This window comes from Jeongeupia sp. USM3 (assembly GCF_001808185.1).
Taxonomy (GTDB): domain Bacteria; phylum Pseudomonadota; class Gammaproteobacteria; order Burkholderiales; family Chitinibacteraceae; genus Jeongeupia.
On record NZ_CP017668.1, the window covers coordinates 1,214,374 to 1,232,275 of the forward strand.

A 17,902-nucleotide genomic window follows, 5' to 3' on the forward strand; every position below is an offset into this window, starting at 1 on the left:
CGAGTACGGCAAGCGAGCACAACGCAGCCAGCAGGGTTTTGTTAGCCGCCCCACCCACCAGGAGTTCGTCATGAGCCAGATCACTCTCCACCCGGTCGCCGGCCGCATCGGCGCCGAAATCCGCGGCCTGCAGCTGTCGGGAACGCTGCCCGCCGACGCGGTCGCCGAAATCAACGCCGCACTGCTCAAGTACAAGGTCGTGTTCTTCCGCGGCCAGACGCTCGACGACGCCGGCCAGCAGGCGTTCGCCAGCCTGCTCGGCGATCCGGTCGCGCATCCGACCGTGCCGACCGTCGCCGGCACCGACTACGTACTCGAACTCGACTCGGCCCACGGCGGCCGCGCCAACAGCTGGCACACCGACGTGACCTTCGTCGACGCCTATCCGAAGGCGTCGATCCTGCGGGCGATCAAGATCCCCGAGCACGGCGGCGACACCGTCTGGGCCAACACCCATGCCGCGTATCTGGATCTGCCGGCGCCGCTGCGCGAACTCGCCGACACGCTCTGGGCCGTGCACAGCAACGAGTACGACTACGCCAGCTATCGCCAGAACGTCAGCCCCGAGGCGATCGAGCGCTACAAGAACGTGTTCACCTCGACCCTGTACGAAACCGAGCACCCGGTCGTCCACGTCCACCCGGAAACCGGCGAACGCAACCTGCTGCTCGGCCACTTCTTCAAGAAGCTGAAGGATCTGACCAGCGCCGACTCGCAGCACATCTACGCGGTGCTGCAGAGCCACGTGACCCGGCTCGAGAACACCGTGCGCTGGCGCTGGCAGGCCGGCGACGTGGCGATCTGGGACAACCGTGCGACCCAGCACTACGCGATCAACGACTACGGCGACGCCCACCGCGTGCTGCACCGGGTCACCGTGGCCGGCGTGCCGGCGGTGTCGGTCGACGGCCAGACCAGCCGCACCGTCAGCAAGGCGCCGAGGTTCGCACCGGCGGCCAATACCGGCAGCGCCGAAAAAGTCGCCTGAGCGCGCCTGACCAAGCCCTGCGTGCTACCGGACTCGTCTGCCCCGTTGTGGCGGCGACGCGTCGCTGCGGGGCGCCGCGTACGCCTGCACCACTTCGCCGCGCCTTGCAGCCGCCTGCATGACCGGAACAACCGGGCTCGCTGACTCGATTCGTCGGGCCTGTGCAGCGAGTATTCGACGTCGACATGGACACGGGGTCGTCGTCCCGAAACGGCCTGGTGATGCGCGCCGGCAGCCTGGTCCCAACGCCCGCAGGCTGCCGGCGCCATGGGGCGGCGCGGGCAGCGATCGAGCCCGGCGAGCAAACGCCGGGACGAGCCCCCTCCGCCACCAGTTGCTCGTCCAGACCCAGTTTGAACGTCCGGCGCAGTTGCACCGCTACCGCTCGCAGCGCCGGCGCCGCCCGGATTTCGGCGCGGATGCCCCGGGTGGTGCGGCGCGCTGGCGAAGCCAAACAATCAATTCCGCATAAATTCAGCAATGTGGAAGTAAATTGAAATAAACAAACAATATTATTTCTAAACTCCCACTAGAAATCATCCTGAATGACAGATTAATATCGCAAGACAGCGACATGGTTTGCGTTAGTTAATGATGACATCCACCTGTCGGCAAAAAATGGGCTGGCGTCGCCGACTCGAAGTCGGGGGACGGGCAGATGCGTTGGCAAGCGTTATGTGCACCAACAATTTACATACACAGGCAGCAAAAAGAATGCGGCATCAATCCCGGGCGAACGCCTTGCTCCACGCCTTTCTGACTGCATGCGGCTTCATGCCCCTGACTCCGGCAAATCCGCAATAGCGTTGCCCTGCCTCCGGGTTTGGCCTCGTGGTAAGGTTCGGGCCCTTACTGGATTTGAATTTTCAGATTTGCTTACAACCGTTATTCACCACCACCGGAGAAATGAGCCCGTGCACCGCGCCCCTGACCGCAAGTTCCCCAGCCCTGGATTGACCGCCTCCACCCTGCGGCAATGGCCGGGACGACTGAACTGCGCACTCATTGTTGCTACGGCCAGCATCGGTTTGAGCGCGCCCTCGGCCAGCGCCAGCGGCCTTTCCTTTTACGAAACCGGCGGACCCGAGGTCGGCCTGGCAGGCGCGGGGATGGCCGCACGCGCGCAAGATGCCACGACCATTCTCGGCAACCCGGCGGGGATGACCCATCTGGCGGGAGACCAGATCAGCGCCGGCTTTCAGGTCCTGGCCGGGAACAGCCGTTACGCGATGCACGACGACGCGACGCTTGACGGGAATAACCCGGGCAATGTGCTGTCGCCGCTGCCGTCGGCCAGCGTTTTCTACAGCCATTCGATCGACGACCGGCTCAAGATCGGTGTCGGTGCCTATGGCAACTTCGGTCTGGCTGCACACTACGGCGACTGGGCCGGCGCGGGCCTGGTCAAGGATGCCGGGCTGATTGCATTCAACCTCCAGCCGACGGTGGCATATCGCGTCAACGACAAGTGGTCGGTCGGCGCAGGCCTGGGCATCAGCTATGGCTATTTTTCGCTGAATCGCGATGCGGCCGGTGGCGAGCAGAAGGAGAAGGACTACGACTGGGCGGCGAACGCGCACCTGGGCGTGCTGTACGACCTCGACGCGCGCACGCGCTTCGGCCTCAAGTACACCAGCGAGACCCGGTACGATTTCGCCATCGACCCGCAACTGTCGTTCAGCCACACCTTCCGGCCCGTTCCGGACGGCGCCGGGGTCACCGTCTCGCGCTCGTGGACCCTGCCGCTGGCAGCAATGGTCAATTCGCCGCAGCAGCTGATGTTCAGCGGCTATCACGCGCTGAACGAGCAGTGGGCGGTGCTGGGCAACCTCGGCTGGCAAGACTGGTCGCGTTTCGGCGACAGCACCATCGAGGCAGCCGGCAGCGAGGTCAGTAGCGGGAACAAGCTGCAGGACACCTGGCATGCGGCACTGGGCATCCAGTACCGGCCGAACGAGAAATGGCGCTTCGACGGCGGCATCGCCTACGACACCTCGATCTACCAGCGCCAATCCGATACGTCGCTGACGATTCCGACAGGTGCAGAGTGGCGCTTTGGCGTGGGCGCCCAATACAGGCTCGATGCCCGATCCACGGTCGGCGCCGCATTCGAATACCTGCGCATGCAGGGCAGCTCGGTGCAAAACCCGCTGTTCAAGGGCGAATTCGAGACCGGGCATCTTTACTTCTTCTCGGCCAATTACGCATACACCTTTGACTGAGCAGATACCCCTTTCAAACCAGAACGGCATTCCGCATTCCTGCAGGAACCCTCATCATGAATACCATACTCAAGTACGCCCTTTTGCCATTCGCCGGACTGGCATGGACCCTGGCAATTCCAGCGCATGCTGACGACGCCTCAGGCGGCGCGGCACAAGCCAACAACCCGCTGGCCAATATGACGGCCTTCAATATTCAGGATTACTACATTGGCGATCTGTCCGAGAACCCGGACGACGGCAATCAGGCCTGGCTGCGTTACGCCCAACCGTTCTCGATTGGTGAAAGCAACTGGTTGTTGCGGGCCTCGTTACCGATCAACACCATGCCCGTTGCCCCGACCGGCGGACATCATACGGCCGTCGGCGACCTGAATCTGTTTGCCGCGTACCTGATCGACACCGGCAATCCGGCGGTGAGCTTCGGGATCGGGCCGCAACTGACCACGCCGACGGCCGGCGATGACCGTCTGGGCAGCGAGAAGTGGTCGGCCGGTCTGGTCAATGTCCTGTTCGACGCCAGCTCGCCCAGGTTTCAATACGGTTATCTGGCGTCGTGGCAACACAGTTTTGCTGGCGAGGAGAATCGCGAGGACGTAAACCTGGCCACCTTCCAGCCCTTTCTTTTCTATCAGCTTGGCGGTGGCACCTATCTGCGTACCGCACCGATCTGGCTCTACAACCTGGAGAACGACAATTACAGCATTCCGCTGGGCCTTGGGATCGGCCAGGTCATCAAGCAAGGCAAGACCGTTTACAACTTCTTCGTCGAGCCGCAATTCTCGGTGGCCGACAAGGGCGCCAACCAGCCCGAATGGCAGGTGTTCTTCGGGATGAATATGCAGTTCCTGAACTGATTATTCCGCTCGTGGTGCACGATTCAGATCCAATGCTGCCTCGTTGCGCCGAAGACGGATCACAATAACAGAAAATTCTTATATTGTTGCAAAATGCAACTATTTCACGGTTTGTCGTGCCGGCACCATGTTAAGGTGCTTCAAATCGCTTGATCACCGGCGCAATTGGCCATTCTTCAAAGGAGCATGAAGCATGCTTGTACGCAAGATGTTGGGCTTGGGGGCACTGGCACTGATTGGCGCCCTGCCTGCCCACGCCGATCAGGCAAAAACCACGGCAAGTGGCGTCGCGGCGGCGCCGGTGCGGGAAGGCCGTGCCATCGAGGCGCTGCAGCGCATGTCGCGCAATCTGCGCACGCTCGATCGCTTCGAGGTGACCTCGCACAGCGACATCGACCGCCTGGATGGTGCCGGACAACTGCTCAAGTTCAGCAACGACGTTGTCTACAAGGTCGACATGCCGAACCGGCTGCGCGCCACCATCACCAACGGCCGCGCCGACCGCGACATGTTCTACGATGGCCAGCAGTTCACCCTCTACGGCAAGAAACTGAACTACTACGCCACGGTCAAGGCACCGGCCAGCATCGGCGAACTGCTTGACCAGCTCGACACCCGTTATGGCATCGAACTGCCGCTGGCCGATCTGTTCCTCTGGGGGACCGACGATGCTCCCGCCGACCGCATTCAGGCCGCCCGCTACGTCGGCGCATCGGCGCTGGGTGGCAAGGTCTGCGATCAGTACGCGTACCGCCAGGGCGAGATCGACTGGCAACTGTGGATCGCCCGGGGCGACCGCCCCCTGCCATGCAAGCTGGCTATCGTCGACGCCGGCGACCCGGCCCGGCCGCAAAGCGTGATGACCTACGACTGGAAGCTGAACCCGCGCTTTTCGGCGTCGACGTTCAAGTTCACCGCGCCGAAGAACGCCCATCCGATCGTGCTGAACGCGGCGCCGGCCGCCGATGCGCAGTAAGCACAGGAGCCCCTGATGAAACGACCACTTTCTTCGCTGATGTTCGCCCTGATGACCGTATCGCTGGTGGTGCCGCAACTGGCCCAGGCGCGGGACGGCCGGGCCCGGACCAGCGTGAACCGCGTGAACGACAACCATGCGCGTGGCGCCAATATCAACCACGACCGGAACGTCAATCGTGACCGCAACGTGAATCGAAACGTCAACGTCAACAACAACGTGAACGTCAACCGCAATGTGCACGTCGATGTCGACAACCATGGTGGCGGCTGGTATGACGACGACGATTACCATCCGATCGCGACCGCGGCCGCCGTGACGGCGACCGTAGCGGTGACCTCGGCGGTGATCGGTTCGATCACCCGCACACTCCCGCCAAGCTGCGCGCCCTATGCCTACTCGGGCATCACCTATCAGCAGTGCGGCAACACCTGGTATCAGCCGCAATATTCCGGAACGACCGTGCAATATGTGGTCGTGAACCCGCCGCGCTAAACGCCTGGCCTGATCCGGCGGAAGGCGCCCCCGCCTTCCGCCCGGCACGATTTGCGGATGCCATGCCAATGCGCGCAGGACTCCCGTCTTCGAGTCCGTCGTCACCGCCGGGTTGCCATTATCGTCTCTTGTTTAACCGTAATGCGCCAATCACGCGCTATCCCGTTTGATGCCGCTGATGTGCAAGGACTCGTTCGTTCGGAATTCGGCAGTCAGATGAAACCGGGCCAAGCGCCACAAATATGGGAGAACCCATGTTCGATCCAAACAAATTGAGCAAACTGTTTTCGCGGCAATTGCTTGATGTGCTGATTCAGGCCGCGTTGATCATTTCTCTGGTGGTGGTTTGCTACCGCATTTTTTCGCCCTTTCTGACGCTGATGCTCTGGGCGCTGATCATGGCTGTCACGCTCTACCCCCTGCATCGGAAGCTGGCCCCCAAGCTGGGTGCAGGGCGGGCCTCGACGGCGATCGTGATTGGCGGTTTTGCATTGATCATCGTTCCGGTGGCATTGCTCGCCAGCTCGCTGGCGGATTCGGTCACCGGTGTCGTGCATGCCGTGCAGAACAACGCCCTGCACCTGCCGTTGCCGCCGGAACGGATTGCAGCCTGGCCGCTGGTTGGCGAAAAGATCTACTCGGTCTGGCACATGGCCGCGACGGACTTGCCGGGGCTGATCCATTCGATGCAACCCAAGATCGGCGACCTGTCGAAGTCGGCGCTGGGGTTTGTGGCCGGCATCGGTGGCGACATCCTCAAGTTCGTGTTTGCGCTGATCATTGCCGGCGTGATGATGGCCTACGGCGAGTCGGGCGCGCAGAGCATGGCCGCCATCGGCCGCCGGCTGGCAGGTGCCGAGCATGGCGACGGCATGGTCGTGCTGTCGACCAAGACGATCCGTGCCGTCGCGCAGGGTGTGCTTGGCGTAGCGCTGATCCAGGCCTTGATCATCGGCCTCGTGCTGATGGTGGCCAAGGTGCCGTTCGCCGGTGTACTGGCCGTTGTGGTGCTGATCCTGGGGATCGCGCAACTGCCGGTGCTGCTCATTTCCCTGCCGGTGATCGCTTACATCTGGATGAGTGGTGATTACGGCACCGTGATGGCGGTGGTGTATTCGATCCTGCTGGTCCTCGGCGGCATGGCCGACAACGTGCTCAAGCCCATCCTGCTGGGACGCGGAGTCGATGCACCGATGCCGGTGGTGTTGTTGGGTGCCCTCGGCGGCATGGTCGCGGCCAGCATCCTGGGGATGTTCGTCGGCGCGGTGTTGCTGTCGCTGGGCTACATCATTTTCATGCGCTGGGTTGCGCTGCAAGAACCGGCAGATGGCGTTCATGTCGGCGAGAACGCGCAATAAATCGTCGCGCACCGGATCCCGGCAGCTTCCGGGATGCGGATCAACGGGTACTGGCCATTACAAAAAGCGCTTCGGTCACGCATTGCTCAATGCCGAACACGACTCAACCATGCGCCGTGTGCCCCAAAGTGCACATTCATTAAGACGGCAGGCGCCAGTACGGAATTACTGCGTTGCAGAAAGGCAACGCACGCTTTAGTCACAAAAACTTACTCGCTCGCAATTTTGCATAAATATTGCATGGAACATCTTGAAATAAAGCAACAGCAACCCCTCTTCGGTTCATGACTTTTGCATGATAAAGTACTTCAAATTTCAAGCAGCAAGATGCAGTTGGTAACTTTCGAAAGGAGACAACATCAATGAAAATGAAGCAAATGCTGGGTTATTCCACCCTGTTCTCGATGGTCGTGGCCTCGCAAATGGTCATGGCTTATGACTTCAATACCCAAACGAAGAACGCAACCTCGTACACCAAGCAGGCCAACGAACAGGTGTACAAGGAGCTCGACTTCAACAACAAGACCGCATTTGCCGACGCCGATCGCGGCTTCATCGCGCCGCTGCTGAACAAGGGCGACATCGACGGCGTATTCAGCGCCACTGCAATGAACTACATGCAGGACAAGAAGGCACCGGACTCGGTCAACCCCAGCCTGTGGCGCCATGCCCAGCTGGTGAACCGCGGCGGTCTGTACAAGGTCAGCGACCACATCTATCAGGTGCGGGGTCAGGACCTCTCGAACCTGACCATCATCGAGACCGACAAGGGCATGGTGTTCTATGACGTCGAGTACTCGGGCAAGGCGCTCAAGGCGTCGATCGAGCTGTATGAAAAGAATCGCGGCAAGCGCGCGCTGGTCGGCGTGATCATCTCGCACAGCCACGCCGACCACTTCGGCGGCTTCGAAGGCATCTATGCCGCGGGCCTGGCCACGCCGGAAGACGTCAAGAGCGGTAAGCTGCCGGTGATCGCGCCGGAAGGCTTCGTTGAAGAAGCCGTGAGCGAAAACGTCATGGCCGGCAACATCATGGCCCGCCGCGCCGGCTACCAGTACGGCAACGTGCTCAAGGTCAACGAGAAGGGCATCGTGACCGGCGCGCTCGGCCCGGCGCTGGCGAACGACAAGTCGTCGCTGCCGATTCCGAACAAGTTCATCACCAAGGATGGCGAGACCGTCAAGATCGACGGCGTCGACTTCGTGTTCTATCTGGTGCCGCACACCGAAGCACCGTCGGAAATGGTCATGTACATTCCGAAGTGGAACGCGCTGTCGATGGCCGAAGACGTGAACCACCTGCAGCACAATATCTACACTTTGCGTGGCGCCCAGATCCGTGACGCCGCCGCTTGGGCCAAGTACATCAACCAGGCGCTGGGTCGCTGGGGCGACAAGGTCGAAGTGCAGTTCGGCCCGCACACCTGGCCGGCCTGGGGCAACAAGAACGTCGTCGAGTACCTCAAGAATCAGCGTGACGTCTACCAGTCGCTCTACGACACCACGCTGCGCTACGCCAACTACGGCTACGGCCCGGACGAGATCGCCGAAAACGCCAAGCTGCCGAAGTCGGTGTTCAACAACTGGGACAACCGTCCGTACTACGGCAACCTCAAGAACAACCTGAAGTCGACCTACATCCGCAATCTGGGCTGGTATGACGGCAATGCTGCCAAGCTGGCGACCTACCCGGACGCCGAACGCGGCAAGCGTTACGTCGAAGCCTTCGGCGGCGAACAGAAGGTGCTGGATGCGGCGCTCAAGAGCTTCAACAAGGGCGACTACCGCTTCACGACCGAGCTGCTGAACAACGTCGTCGCCTCGAACCCGAAGAACCAGAAGGCCGCGCTGCTGATGGCCGATGCGCTTGAGCAGCTGGGTTATCAGGACGAGACCACGCTGACCCGCAACTGGTACCTCGCCGGTGCACAGGAACTGCGCATGGGTGGCAACGTGCCGAACAATCTGTCGACCGCGTCGCCGGAAGTGATCGCCGGGCTGCCGGGAGACAGCCTGATGCCGTATCTGGGCATGACGATCGACCAGGTCAAGGCCGAGAAGGTGGGCAACCACGTGATCAACCTGAGCCTGAAGGGCGACAAGCAGTACACCGTCGACCTGCACAACGGCGTGTTCAATACGCTGGGCGAGTTCCAGGCCAAGAACGCCGACGTGTCGCTCGAGATCGCCAAGCCGGACCTGCTCGCCTTCCTCGCCGGCAAGACCTCGATGGATACGCTGGTCAAGGACGGCAAGGCCAAGGCGAGCGGCGATGCCAAGGCACTCGACAAGCTGCCGGGCCTGTTCGACCTGAGCATCAAGAACAACATGAACCTGGTGCTGCCGCTGCAAGCGGAAAACCGGATCAAGTAAGCGATGCAACGGGGTGGCGTCACCGCCACCGCTCCCGCCCCGGCGGGGATACGTTTCATAGCAGCAAAAAGCCCCGGTCGCGAACGACTGGGGCTTTTTTTTTCGGAACACGGCTAGCGCAAACGCGCCGGACACCCGTCGTCCGGCGCGGGCGACCTACGACTGCACGTGCGCCGGATCCATATACATCAGTTCCCACAGGTGACCGTCGAGGTCTTCGAAGCCGTGGCTGTACATGAAGCCGTAGTCCTGGGGCGGCCGAGGGGTCCTGCCCCCGGCGGCGACGGCCTTGGCGATCTGTGCATCGACCGCTTCGCGGCTGTCGCACGACAGGCAGGTCAGCGTCTCGATCTGCGTATGCGCGTCGACCAGCTTCTTCTCGGTGAAGTTCTGGAAGAACGGCTTGACCAGCAGCATCGCGTAGATCGTGTCGCTGATGACCATGCACGCGGCGTTGTCGTCGGTGAACTGCGGATTGAAGGTGTAACCGAGCGCGGCGAAGAAGGTTTTGGACCGCTCGAGGTCGTCGACCGCGAGATTGATGAACACTTGCTGGGCCATGGAAGCATCCTTTCGGTGGGAACGGGCGCCGCCATGACGCCCGGTGCGCCTTTTTATCACAATGTCATGTCGCTTTCATTCCCCAGCCTTGCGATCAGATCAGGCCAGATGCAATTAAAAGATGAATTCGAGTAGGCTGCCAGAAAGCTGTGGCAACGGTGAACGGTTGCCACCGCGTACCATCCGATACCGGTCATCAACACGAGGCAGCAACATGAAACTCGGCTACACGATCATCTACGTCCCGGACGTAGCGGCGTCGCTGGCGTTCTTCGAATCGGCGTTCGGACTGCGCCGCCGCTTCCTGCACGAATCGGGCTGCTATGGCGAGCTCGAGACCGGCGAAACCGCGCTGGCGTTTGCCGACCACGCGCTCGGCGACACGAACTTCCCCGGCGGCCACGTCGCCGCGCATGATTCGCCCAAGCCGCTGGGCTTCGAGATCGCACTGGTCACCGACGACGTTGCCGCCGCCCATGCCGCCGCGCTCAAAGCCGGTGCGACCGAACTGGCAGCGCCGGCCGACAAGCCCTGGGGGCAGACCGTGTCCTACGTGCGCTGCCCGGACGGCATCCTGGTCGAGCTGTGCACGCCGATGGCCGGCTGAGACCCGCACCGGCCGCCACGACATTCCCGCCCGGGGTGGCCGTTTCAGCGCGCCTGCGCGCCGATCCGCTCCAGCGACGCCGCCAGCGCGCACGTCGAACGGCGGCAGGCGACGAAGCGCACGTTCTCGGCCTGCGCGGCCGAACGGAAGTTGCGCATCACGTTGTGGCCGAGGAAGTCGGTGAACAGGATCACGATGTCCATGCCCTTGATGCCGCTGGGGCGGCGCTGATGCGACGGGTTGCGGCCGGTGATATGGTGGCCGATGCGGATGCCGTAGCCGGCGAGCACATCGGGTATGTTGCCGAGCGAGTCGGCACCGACGATGTAGGCCTGCAGCGCGTCGGCGCGCGCGGCGGCCTGTGTGGCATGAGCGGTCATCTTGTTGTCCTTGCGCGGGCTGTATGGCCAGATTAGCCGGGCGCAAATAGAACAACAAAGAATATCAATTCAGATCAATATTCCAAATGAAATATAAACCACCCAGCCTGTCAGCCTGGGTGGTACAGGCAGCCGCAGGGCAAGCGCGCCGGTTCAATGCAGCGTGTCGCGCTGCGCCAGGGTCGGGAACAGCCGCATCCAGACCACGACCACCGCCAGCGTGCCGACGCCGCCGAGCACCACCGCCAGCATCGGCCCGAACAGCGCCGCGGTCACGCCGGATTCGAACTCGCCGAGCTGGTTCGACGCGCCGATGAACAGGCCGTTGACCGCGCTGACGCGGCCGCGCATCGTGTCCGGCGTTTCCAGCTGCACGAAGGTGCCGCGGATCACCATCGACACCATGTCGGCCGCGCCGAGCACGACCAGCGCCGCCAGCGACAGCCAGAACTGTGTCGACACGCCGAAGACGATGGTCGCGACGCCGAACGCGGCGACGGCGGCGAACATCGTCCGGCCGACGCGATGGCGCAGCGGATGGTGCGCAAGCCAGACCGACATCGCGATCGCCCCGACCGCCGGCGCCGAGCGCAGCAGCCCCAGCCCCCACGGCCCGGTGTGCAGGATGTCCTTGGCGAAAATCGGCAGCAGCGCGGTCGCCCCGCCGAGCAGCACCGCGAACAGGTCGAGCGAGATCGCGCCGAGGATGTCCGGCCGCGAGCGGATGAAGCGGATGCCGGCCAGCAGATTGTCGAGCGTCGCCTTCTGCGCCCCGCCCTGCGGCTTCTGCTGCGGCAGCGCGAACATCAGCCCGGTGGCGATCGCGTACGCCAGCGCCGACAGCCCGTAGGTCAGGTCCGGGCCGACCGCGTACAGGAAGCCGCCGATCGCCGGTGCGATGATGATCGCCGCCTGGCGCGCCGACGCGGCAGCGGCGACCGCGGTCGGCAGCAACGGCGCCGGAACGATGCCCGGCAGCAGCGCCTGCATCGCCGGCATTTCGAACGCCCGCGCGGTGCCGAGCAGGAAGGCGACGGCGAAGATCGTCTCGCGGTTGAGCCAGCCGCCGATGCTGCCGGCGAACAGCAGCAGCGCTCCGGCCACCTGCAGCGCCTTGGTCAGCGCGCAGATCAGCCGGCGCTCGTACTTGTCGGCGACATGGCCGATCTGCAGCATGAACAGCACGCGCGGCAGGAACTCGAACAGCCCGGTCAGGCCCAGGTCGAGCGCGCTGCCGGTCAGCGTGTACATCTGCCAGCCGATGGCGACGGTCAGGACCTGGAAACCGCCGGCGGTCATGACCTGCGCGGACCAGAAGGCGAGGAAGGGACGGTGGTGACGCAGGGAATCGGCTGGCATGGACTCGGACGACGAAAGGCAGGAAGGGCTTCCCGCCTAACGGCGACGCAGCGGGCAAGGTTGACACATTACCCGATGAAACAATAAAAAAAACAATCTTCTGGCCGGCAAACTCAGGCAGCGACGGCATCACCGCGCCACGCCGGCTCGCTGTCGCGCAGCATGCCGTGACGCTTGAGCAGCGTGCGCAGCACATTGCGCGATATCCCCAGCAGCGCCGCCGCGCGGACTTGGTTGTAACCGCTGTGGCGGTAGGCCTCGTTCAGGATCAGCCGTTCGAGTTCGTTGAACAGCCCCGGCTGGCCGGCCGCGAACAGCGTGCGCAGCTGCTGGCCCACCGCCGCCAGCGGCGGCGCTTGGACATGACCTCCCGCCAGCAGCGGCGTCTGGGCATGCCCTCCCGCCAGCGGCGCTTGTAAATGACTGCCCGACGGCGATGCCGCCCGCGTCGGCGCCCCCGCCAGCTTCAGGTGTTCGGCGCGGATCTCGCCGCCGCTGGCGACCAGCAAGGCAAAGTGCACGACGTTCTCGAGCTCGCGGATGTTGCCGGGCCAGCCGTAATCGGACAGCGCCTGCGCGGCACCATCGGACAGATGCGGCGGTGTCTGTTGCAGCCGCTGGCTGTAGCGGCCGATGAAGTAGTCGACCAGCGGCAGGATGTCGCCGCGCCGTTCGCGCAGCGGCGGCAGACGCAGCTGGGCAATGTTGAGCCGGTACAGCAGGTCGAGACGGAAATGGCCGGCCGCGACCGCATCGGCCAGGTCGACGTTGGTTGCCGCCAGCAGTCGCACATCGACCGGAATCGGCTTGCGCGCACCGACGCGCACGACCTCGCCCTCCTGCAGCACGCGCAGCAGCTTCACCTGCAGCGCCAGCGGCAGATCGCCGATTTCGTCGAGAAACAGCGTGCCGTGGTGCGCGGCCTCGAACCAGCCCTCGCGCCGCGCCACGGCGCCGGTGAAGGCGCCGGCCTCGTGGCCGAACAGCTCGCTCTCGGCCAGCTGTTCACTGATCGCGCCGCAATTGACCGCAACGAACGGCCCCTGGCGGCCACTGAGCTGGTGGATGTGCCGGGCAATCAGCTCCTTGCCAGTGCCGGTTTCGCCGATCACCAGCACCGGCATCGTCGACGGCGCGATCCGCTCGAGCTGCTGCAGCAGCGCACGCGAGGCCTGATCGGCAAACACGGCGGCCTTGGCGCGGATCGACAGCGGCGCCGCATCGCTTGCGGCAAAGGACAAAAAGGTCGGGGCGGCATCCATCTCGGTCTCCTTGGCCCGCCCGGTGTTGCGGCGCGGCACGATTGTTGTGCCAGGCAATTTAACCCGCCCTTCTTATTCCAACAAAGAATTACAAATCAGATAAAAATCACCAAACGGGATATGCGGCGAAAGTTGTCAGCGGGCCGGTCCCGCCCCCCCTGCACGCCCCCTCCCGCCGTCAGGCCGCTTGTGCCGCCGGAGAAACGGCAAGGTGGCCGCGCTTGATCCGCAGCACCAGCACAGCGCCGAGCAGGCACAGCCCGCCCGAAATCCACGTTGCTGCGGTGTACGCGCCGAGGCTGCCGCGCAGCAGGCCGGCGCCGAGCGCCGCGCTGCCGAACCGGTACTGAATCAACTGAACTGCTTCAAGACCAGCCGAACGACGGCGGAGCCGCAGCGGCAGTCTGCCCTTTGGTCCGAAGCGGGTGTTTGCGGGCAGCACCGGTGCGCCGACCGGCACCCGCAGATGCATGTCTCCTTATTCCTCGGGCAGCGCCCAGTAGTCTGCCGTCCGATCGAGGCTGGCGACGATCTCGAACCCCGTCTCGCCGGGCCCGCCTGCATGCGCCCTGAACTGCCGGACATCCGGATACTCGACGATGTCGGGCGACGCGTTCGTACCGATGGCGAGGTAACGCAGTTCCGTCGCGCCCGAGTTGTGGATCTGGTGCGCCGTCTCCGGCCCGCCCGCCGGGCAGGCGATGAAGTCGCCGGCGCGGATCGGATAGGTTTGCGTGCCGTAGCGCAGCTCGCCACAGCCGGAGAGGACATAGAAAAGCTCGTCGCTGGCCCGGTGCGAGTGGAACGGAAACGCGCGCTTGCCCGGTGCCAGGGCAATCAGGTTGGCACCGAGGCGGTCGCTGCCAAGGCGGCTGGCGAGCCGGGCAAGCTGCGGCGCGTAATGGGCGGCGGCGGCGCCGGTTGGGGCAAACGGCGCCGGGAGCGGGGCCAGTTCGACTTCCGCAAGATTGAGGATGGGGGACACGGCATTGATTCCGGAAGAAAGCGGCCATGGTGCCCGACCCGGTTGTTGAATAATATTGTCGTCATTGATCCAGTCACTGAACATTTATGATGACCACAAACGCCCCCGAATGGGATGACCAGCGAGTGCTGCTTGCGGTGTTGCGCGAAGGCAGCCTGCTGGGTGCCGCACGCGTCCTGGGCGTAAGCCAGCCCACGGTCCGGCGCCGTATCGAGGCGCTGGAGGCCGCCCTGGGCGTGGCCCTGTTCACCCGCGGCACGGCGGCGGTGGTGCCGACGCAGACCGCGCTCGGCCTGCTCCCCCACCTCGAGGCGATGGAGCGGGCCGCCGCGGCTTTGCAGCGCGGCGCCAGCGCCGATGCCGGCGCGCTGGCCGGCAAGGTGCGACTGACGACCAGCGGGCTGCTCGGGGTCGAGGTGTTGCCGACCTTGCTGGCGCCGCTGCGCGCAAACCATGCCGGGATCGGGATCGAGCTGGCGCTGTCCGACCGGCTGGAAGACCTGATCGAGCACGAGGCCGACATTGCATTGCGAACCGTCCGGCCCGATCACGATTCGCTGGTCGCGCAGCGTGCCGGCATCACTCGCGTCGGCTTGTACGGTACCCCCGAACTCATTGCGCGCCACGGCTTGCCGACGACGCTGGATGCGCTGGGCGACTGGCCGCTGATCACGCCGGACCGGTCGTCGAAGGACTGGGAAACACTGGCCCTGCATGGCTATCCGGTCGACCACGTCCGCACCGCGATACGCACCGACAACCACCTAGCACAGCTCGCCGCGATCAGGGCGGGCCTGGGCATCGGCCCCTGTCACCATGCGATCGCGCAGCGCGATGGCCTGGTCCGGGTGCTGGACGAGCGCTTCGGCTTCGATCTGGCGGTGTGGCTGGCGATGCCGGAAAGCCTGCGGAACGTACGGCGCGTGGCCGTCGTCTTCCGGCATCTGGTCGAGGCCACGACGCGCTTTCTGCGGGTCTCGGCATGAACGAGCGGTCCTAGGCCACGAAGACCGCCGTTCAAGCTTGCTGTCCGGGTACGGCCGGGCGCTAGGCGGCCCCCTCCACGGACGCCGGAAAGCCGTACCGCTTTGCGGTCCACACCACGACCATCGTCACGCCGAGCAGCACCAGCAAAGCCGGCGAGAACGCACCCACGCCGAGCCGCTCGAGCAGCACGCCGCCGACGACGCCGCCGCCCGCGATGGCGGTGTTCCAGGCCGTCACCAGCATGGACTGGGCGACGTCCGCCGCCTCTCCGGTGCTTGTAGCGAGTGCAGTCTGGAACAGCGTCGCCGCACCACCAAACGCCAGTCCCCAGACGCCGACCGCCGTGTAGACGATGCCCGGCGTCTCGCTGGCCGCCCCCAGCGCCAACGCCGCCAGGCCAAACAGCCCCGTGCTGGCCAGGGTCAGTACCCGTAGATGGCGGTCGATCAGCACTCCGACGATCCAGATGCCGGCCAGCGACGTGATGCCGAAGACCAGCAGCACCAGATCCGTCCGCTCGGCCATGCCAGCCGTCGCCAAGAACGGGACGATATAGGTGTAGAGCAGGTTGTGCGCCAGCACGAAGGCCAGCACGGCGAACAGCACGGAGCGCACGCCCGGTAGCCGGATGACCTGTGCAAGCGAATGCCGCTTGCCCTTGGCCTGCCCGGCGAAGTCGGGCACCTGCAGACGCACCCAGACCAGCAGGACCAGCGCAAGCACGCTCATGATGCCGAAGCAGGCACGCCAGCCCACCAGCGTGCCGAAGTAGGCACCGGCCGGTACACCCAGCGAAAGCGCCAGCGGCGTACCGACCATGGCGATCGCGATGGCGCGGCCCTTCTGGTGTTCGGGCACCATGCGTGCGGCATAGCCGGCCAGCAGCGCCCACAGCAGGCCCGCCGATACCCCCGCCAGGAAACGCGCCACCATCGTCACGCCGTAGCTGGTGGAAAGCGTCGTCACCGTGTTGGCGATGGCGAAGCCGGCAATGGCGGCCAACAGCAGGGGCCGGCGACGAAGCCCTTGCGTGGCCGCCGTCAGCGGAATGGCGGTCACCAGGGAGCCGATGGCATAGATGGTGACGGTCTGGCCGACCCAGGCTTCGGAAACGGCGAGGCCCTGCGCCATCTGGGGCAGCAGCCCCGCCGGCAGCGCCTCGGTCAGGACGGTAATGAAGGCCGCCATGGCCAGCGCCAGCAGCGGTGCGATCGGCATGCGGTTTTGCGGGGCCGGCTTCATCGTGCGGCCTCCAGGGCACCGTAGACCGCATCGCGCAGATCGGTGACGAAACGCCCCGACATGCCTTCGTACAAGGTGTTGGTGAACGCGACGACGCTGAGCCCCAGCGCCCGGTCCACGAACCAGGAATGGCCGTAGGCGCCACCCCAGCGCCAGGTCCCTTCCGATTCGGGCGAAGCGGCCTGCGCCGGGTCGCGCAAGACCGAGAACCCCAGTCCGAAACCGAAGCCCGGTGCATTGGGCAGCGCCTGTCCCCCCGTCTGGTCCCGCGCCATTTCCGCGATCAGCGCTTTGGGCAGGAGCGTGCCGCTGTCCTGCCGCAAGGTCTCCAGCAGGCGCAGCAGATCGTCGGCCGTCCCCGCCATGCCCGCGCCGCCCGAATGAAACGCGTGCGGATCGAAGATGCGCGCCGGGCTGTAGCGAATGCCGACCGTCCCCTCGAACGGTGAAACGGTTTCACCTTCCGCCAGCGGGTGCGGCTGCGAGGCGTTGTTCACGTAGGCGGTCGCCACGCGCCGCGCATCCTGTGCGACAAAGCCGGTATCCGCCATGCCCAGCGGCCCGGTCACGAGCGCGCGCACGGCCGCGTCCAGCGGCGCGCCATGCACCCGTTCGATCAGGGCACCCAGCACGTCGGTCGCCAGCGAATAGCCCCAGGCCGTGCCCGGCTCGTACAACAGCGGCACGCCGGCAACCCTGCGCAGGTTTTCGTCCAGGCCGATGCCGGACGCATCCATGCCGTCCGACACGCCGGCCCGCGCATAGGGGCCGTCCGCATCGGCTTCGAAAAAGCGGTAGCCCAGCCCCGCCGTATGGCTGAGCAGTTGCCGGGCGGTAATCCGCGCAGGCCGGCCATCGGCCAGCCGTGGTCGGAACCCGGGCAGCCAGCGGTCGATACCGTCATCAAGACCCAGCCGGCCTTGCGCCACCAGCACCAGCGCCGCCGTCGAAACGACGGGCTTGCTCGCCGATGCCAGCCGGAAGACCGCATCCATGGTCATCGTCCGGCGGCTTTCGCGGTCGGCCCAGCCGGCCGCCTGGCGGTGGATCAGTTCGCCGTCGCGGGCAACCAGCACCACGGCGCCGACCAGACGCCGCTCGTCCAGCACCTGCTGAACGGCAGCCCGGATGCAGGCGGAAAGTTGCGCGGGCGGGACGCCTGTACGCAGCGGAAATGCGGGAATCGACACGGGGAGTTCCTTTCATCGGTGGACATCCCCGCCACGATATAAAGCCCGCAATTGAAGAAAA

At 64.6% G+C, this 17,902-nt stretch carries 17 protein-coding genes; 9 read left to right on the plus strand and 8 right to left on the minus strand.

Annotated elements, in window-relative coordinates:
- The first annotated feature begins 70 nt into the window (after positions 1-70).
- From BJP62_RS05590 to BJP62_RS05620, 7 genes are all read left to right on the plus strand, one after another.
- Positions 71-988 (plus strand): TauD/TfdA family dioxygenase, encoded by a 918-nt coding sequence (locus tag BJP62_RS05590; protein WP_070527574.1) that lies wholly within the window; start codon positions 71-73, stop codon positions 986-988.
- Positions 989-2,016: 1,028 nt separating this feature from the next.
- Positions 2,017-3,210, plus strand: a complete 1,194-nt coding sequence (locus BJP62_RS05595; protein ID WP_205700964.1) for an OmpP1/FadL family transporter — start codon at positions 2,017-2,019, stop codon at positions 3,208-3,210.
- Between the two features lie 56 nt (positions 3,211-3,266).
- Entirely contained in the window at positions 3,267-4,067 is an 801-nt protein-coding gene (locus BJP62_RS05600) for a hypothetical protein (RefSeq protein ID WP_145927116.1), read from the plus strand.
- 193 nt (positions 4,068-4,260) lie between these two features.
- Positions 4,261-5,043 (plus strand): DUF2092 domain-containing protein, encoded by a 783-nt coding sequence (locus BJP62_RS05605; RefSeq protein WP_083300728.1) that lies wholly within the window; start codon positions 4,261-4,263, stop codon positions 5,041-5,043.
- A 15-nt stretch (positions 5,044-5,058) separates the two neighbouring features.
- Positions 5,059-5,538 carry a hypothetical protein gene (locus BJP62_RS05610; RefSeq protein ID WP_070527576.1) on the plus strand — a complete coding sequence of 160 codons (480 nt, stop codon included), beginning with the start codon at positions 5,059-5,061 and terminating at the stop codon, positions 5,536-5,538.
- A gap of 254 nt (positions 5,539-5,792) precedes the next feature.
- A complete protein-coding gene (locus BJP62_RS05615; protein WP_070527578.1) occupies positions 5,793-6,896 on the plus strand; it encodes an AI-2E family transporter in 1,104 nt (367 codons plus the stop codon).
- 362 nt (positions 6,897-7,258) lie between these two features.
- Complete coding sequence (locus tag BJP62_RS05620) at positions 7,259-9,268, plus strand: alkyl/aryl-sulfatase (protein WP_070527581.1); 2,010 nt, start codon at positions 7,259-7,261, stop codon at positions 9,266-9,268.
- Between the two features lie 156 nt (positions 9,269-9,424).
- Here BJP62_RS05620 and BJP62_RS05625 read toward each other — a convergent pair whose 3' ends face one another.
- A complete protein-coding gene (locus tag BJP62_RS05625) occupies positions 9,425-9,829 on the minus strand; it encodes a VOC family protein (protein ID WP_070527583.1) in 405 nt (134 codons plus the stop codon).
- 214 nt (positions 9,830-10,043) lie between these two features.
- On the opposite strand from BJP62_RS05625, the gene BJP62_RS05630 reads away from it, so the two are divergent.
- Positions 10,044-10,436 carry a VOC family protein gene (locus tag BJP62_RS05630; RefSeq protein ID WP_070527586.1) on the plus strand — a complete coding sequence of 131 codons (393 nt, stop codon included), beginning with the start codon at positions 10,044-10,046 and terminating at the stop codon, positions 10,434-10,436.
- Between the two features lie 44 nt (positions 10,437-10,480).
- Here BJP62_RS05630 and BJP62_RS05635 read toward each other — a convergent pair whose 3' ends face one another.
- From BJP62_RS05635 to BJP62_RS05655, 5 genes are all read right to left on the minus strand, one after another.
- Complete coding sequence (locus tag BJP62_RS05635; RefSeq protein ID WP_308417869.1) at positions 10,481-10,816, minus strand: DUF2325 domain-containing protein; 336 nt, start codon at positions 10,814-10,816, stop codon at positions 10,481-10,483.
- A 153-nt stretch (positions 10,817-10,969) separates the two neighbouring features.
- Positions 10,970-12,175: an MFS transporter gene (locus tag BJP62_RS05640; protein ID WP_070527589.1), complete on the minus strand. Its 1,206-nt coding sequence runs from the start codon at positions 12,173-12,175 to the stop codon at positions 10,970-10,972.
- A 113-nt stretch (positions 12,176-12,288) separates the two neighbouring features.
- Positions 12,289-13,437, minus strand: a complete 1,149-nt coding sequence (locus BJP62_RS05645) for a sigma-54-dependent Fis family transcriptional regulator (protein WP_070527592.1) — start codon at positions 13,435-13,437, stop codon at positions 12,289-12,291.
- 178 nt (positions 13,438-13,615) lie between these two features.
- The gene (locus BJP62_RS18825) at positions 13,616-13,909 is read right to left on the minus strand and encodes a hypothetical protein (protein ID WP_070527594.1); all 294 of its coding nucleotides are present in this window, start codon (positions 13,907-13,909) and stop codon (positions 13,616-13,618) included.
- A gap of 6 nt (positions 13,910-13,915) precedes the next feature.
- The gene (locus tag BJP62_RS05655; RefSeq protein ID WP_205700965.1) at positions 13,916-14,506 is read right to left on the minus strand and encodes a cupin domain-containing protein; all 591 of its coding nucleotides are present in this window, start codon (positions 14,504-14,506) and stop codon (positions 13,916-13,918) included.
- 2 nt (positions 14,507-14,508) lie between these two features.
- On the opposite strand from BJP62_RS05655, the gene BJP62_RS05660 reads away from it, so the two are divergent.
- Positions 14,509-15,408 (plus strand): LysR family transcriptional regulator, encoded by a 900-nt coding sequence (locus tag BJP62_RS05660; protein WP_205700966.1) that lies wholly within the window; start codon positions 14,509-14,511, stop codon positions 15,406-15,408.
- 61 nt (positions 15,409-15,469) lie between these two features.
- Here BJP62_RS05660 and BJP62_RS05665 read toward each other — a convergent pair whose 3' ends face one another.
- Both BJP62_RS05665 and BJP62_RS05670 read right to left on the minus strand, forming a co-directional pair.
- On the minus strand, positions 15,470-16,651 hold the full coding sequence (locus BJP62_RS05665) for an MFS transporter (RefSeq protein WP_070527600.1): 1,182 nt from the start codon (positions 16,649-16,651) through the stop codon (positions 15,470-15,472).
- A complete protein-coding gene (locus BJP62_RS05670; protein ID WP_070527603.1) occupies positions 16,648-17,841 on the minus strand; it encodes a serine hydrolase in 1,194 nt (397 codons plus the stop codon). Before BJP62_RS05670 ends, BJP62_RS05665 begins: the two co-directional genes overlap by 4 nt.
- Positions 17,842-17,902: the final 61 nt, after the last annotated feature.

What these genes read in the sequence shown, in the direction of transcription:
- BJP62_RS05625 (WP_070527583.1), bottom strand. Translation starts at nt 9,829, where the DNA reads ATGGCCCAGCAAGTGTTCATCAATCTCGCGGTCGACGACCTCGAGCGG.
- BJP62_RS05600 (WP_145927116.1), top strand. Translation starts at nt 3,267, where the DNA reads ATGAATACCATACTCAAGTACGCCCTTTTGCCATTCGCCGGACTGGCA.
- BJP62_RS18825 (WP_070527594.1), bottom strand. Translation starts at nt 13,909, where the DNA reads ATGCATCTGCGGGTGCCGGTCGGCGCACCGGTGCTGCCCGCAAACACC.
- BJP62_RS05640 (WP_070527589.1), bottom strand. Translation starts at nt 12,175, where the DNA reads ATGCCAGCCGATTCCCTGCGTCACCACCGTCCCTTCCTCGCCTTCTGG.
- BJP62_RS05620 (WP_070527581.1), top strand. Translation starts at nt 7,259, where the DNA reads ATGAAAATGAAGCAAATGCTGGGTTATTCCACCCTGTTCTCGATGGTC.
- BJP62_RS05630 (WP_070527586.1), top strand. Translation starts at nt 10,044, where the DNA reads ATGAAACTCGGCTACACGATCATCTACGTCCCGGACGTAGCGGCGTCG.
- BJP62_RS05635 (WP_308417869.1), bottom strand. Translation starts at nt 10,816, where the DNA reads ATGACCGCTCATGCCACACAGGCCGCCGCGCGCGCCGACGCGCTGCAG.
- BJP62_RS05610 (WP_070527576.1), top strand. Translation starts at nt 5,059, where the DNA reads ATGAAACGACCACTTTCTTCGCTGATGTTCGCCCTGATGACCGTATCG.
- BJP62_RS05590 (WP_070527574.1), top strand. Translation starts at nt 71, where the DNA reads ATGAGCCAGATCACTCTCCACCCGGTCGCCGGCCGCATCGGCGCCGAA.
- BJP62_RS05605 (WP_083300728.1), top strand. Translation starts at nt 4,261, where the DNA reads ATGCTTGTACGCAAGATGTTGGGCTTGGGGGCACTGGCACTGATTGGC.
- BJP62_RS05615 (WP_070527578.1), top strand. Translation starts at nt 5,793, where the DNA reads ATGTTCGATCCAAACAAATTGAGCAAACTGTTTTCGCGGCAATTGCTT.
- BJP62_RS05660 (WP_205700966.1), top strand. Translation starts at nt 14,509, where the DNA reads ATGATGACCACAAACGCCCCCGAATGGGATGACCAGCGAGTGCTGCTT.
- BJP62_RS05655 (WP_205700965.1), bottom strand. Translation starts at nt 14,506, where the DNA reads ATGTTCAGTGACTGGATCAATGACGACAATATTATTCAACAACCGGGT.
- BJP62_RS05645 (WP_070527592.1), bottom strand. Translation starts at nt 13,437, where the DNA reads ATGGATGCCGCCCCGACCTTTTTGTCCTTTGCCGCAAGCGATGCGGCG.
- BJP62_RS05665 (WP_070527600.1), bottom strand. Translation starts at nt 16,651, where the DNA reads ATGAAGCCGGCCCCGCAAAACCGCATGCCGATCGCACCGCTGCTGGCG.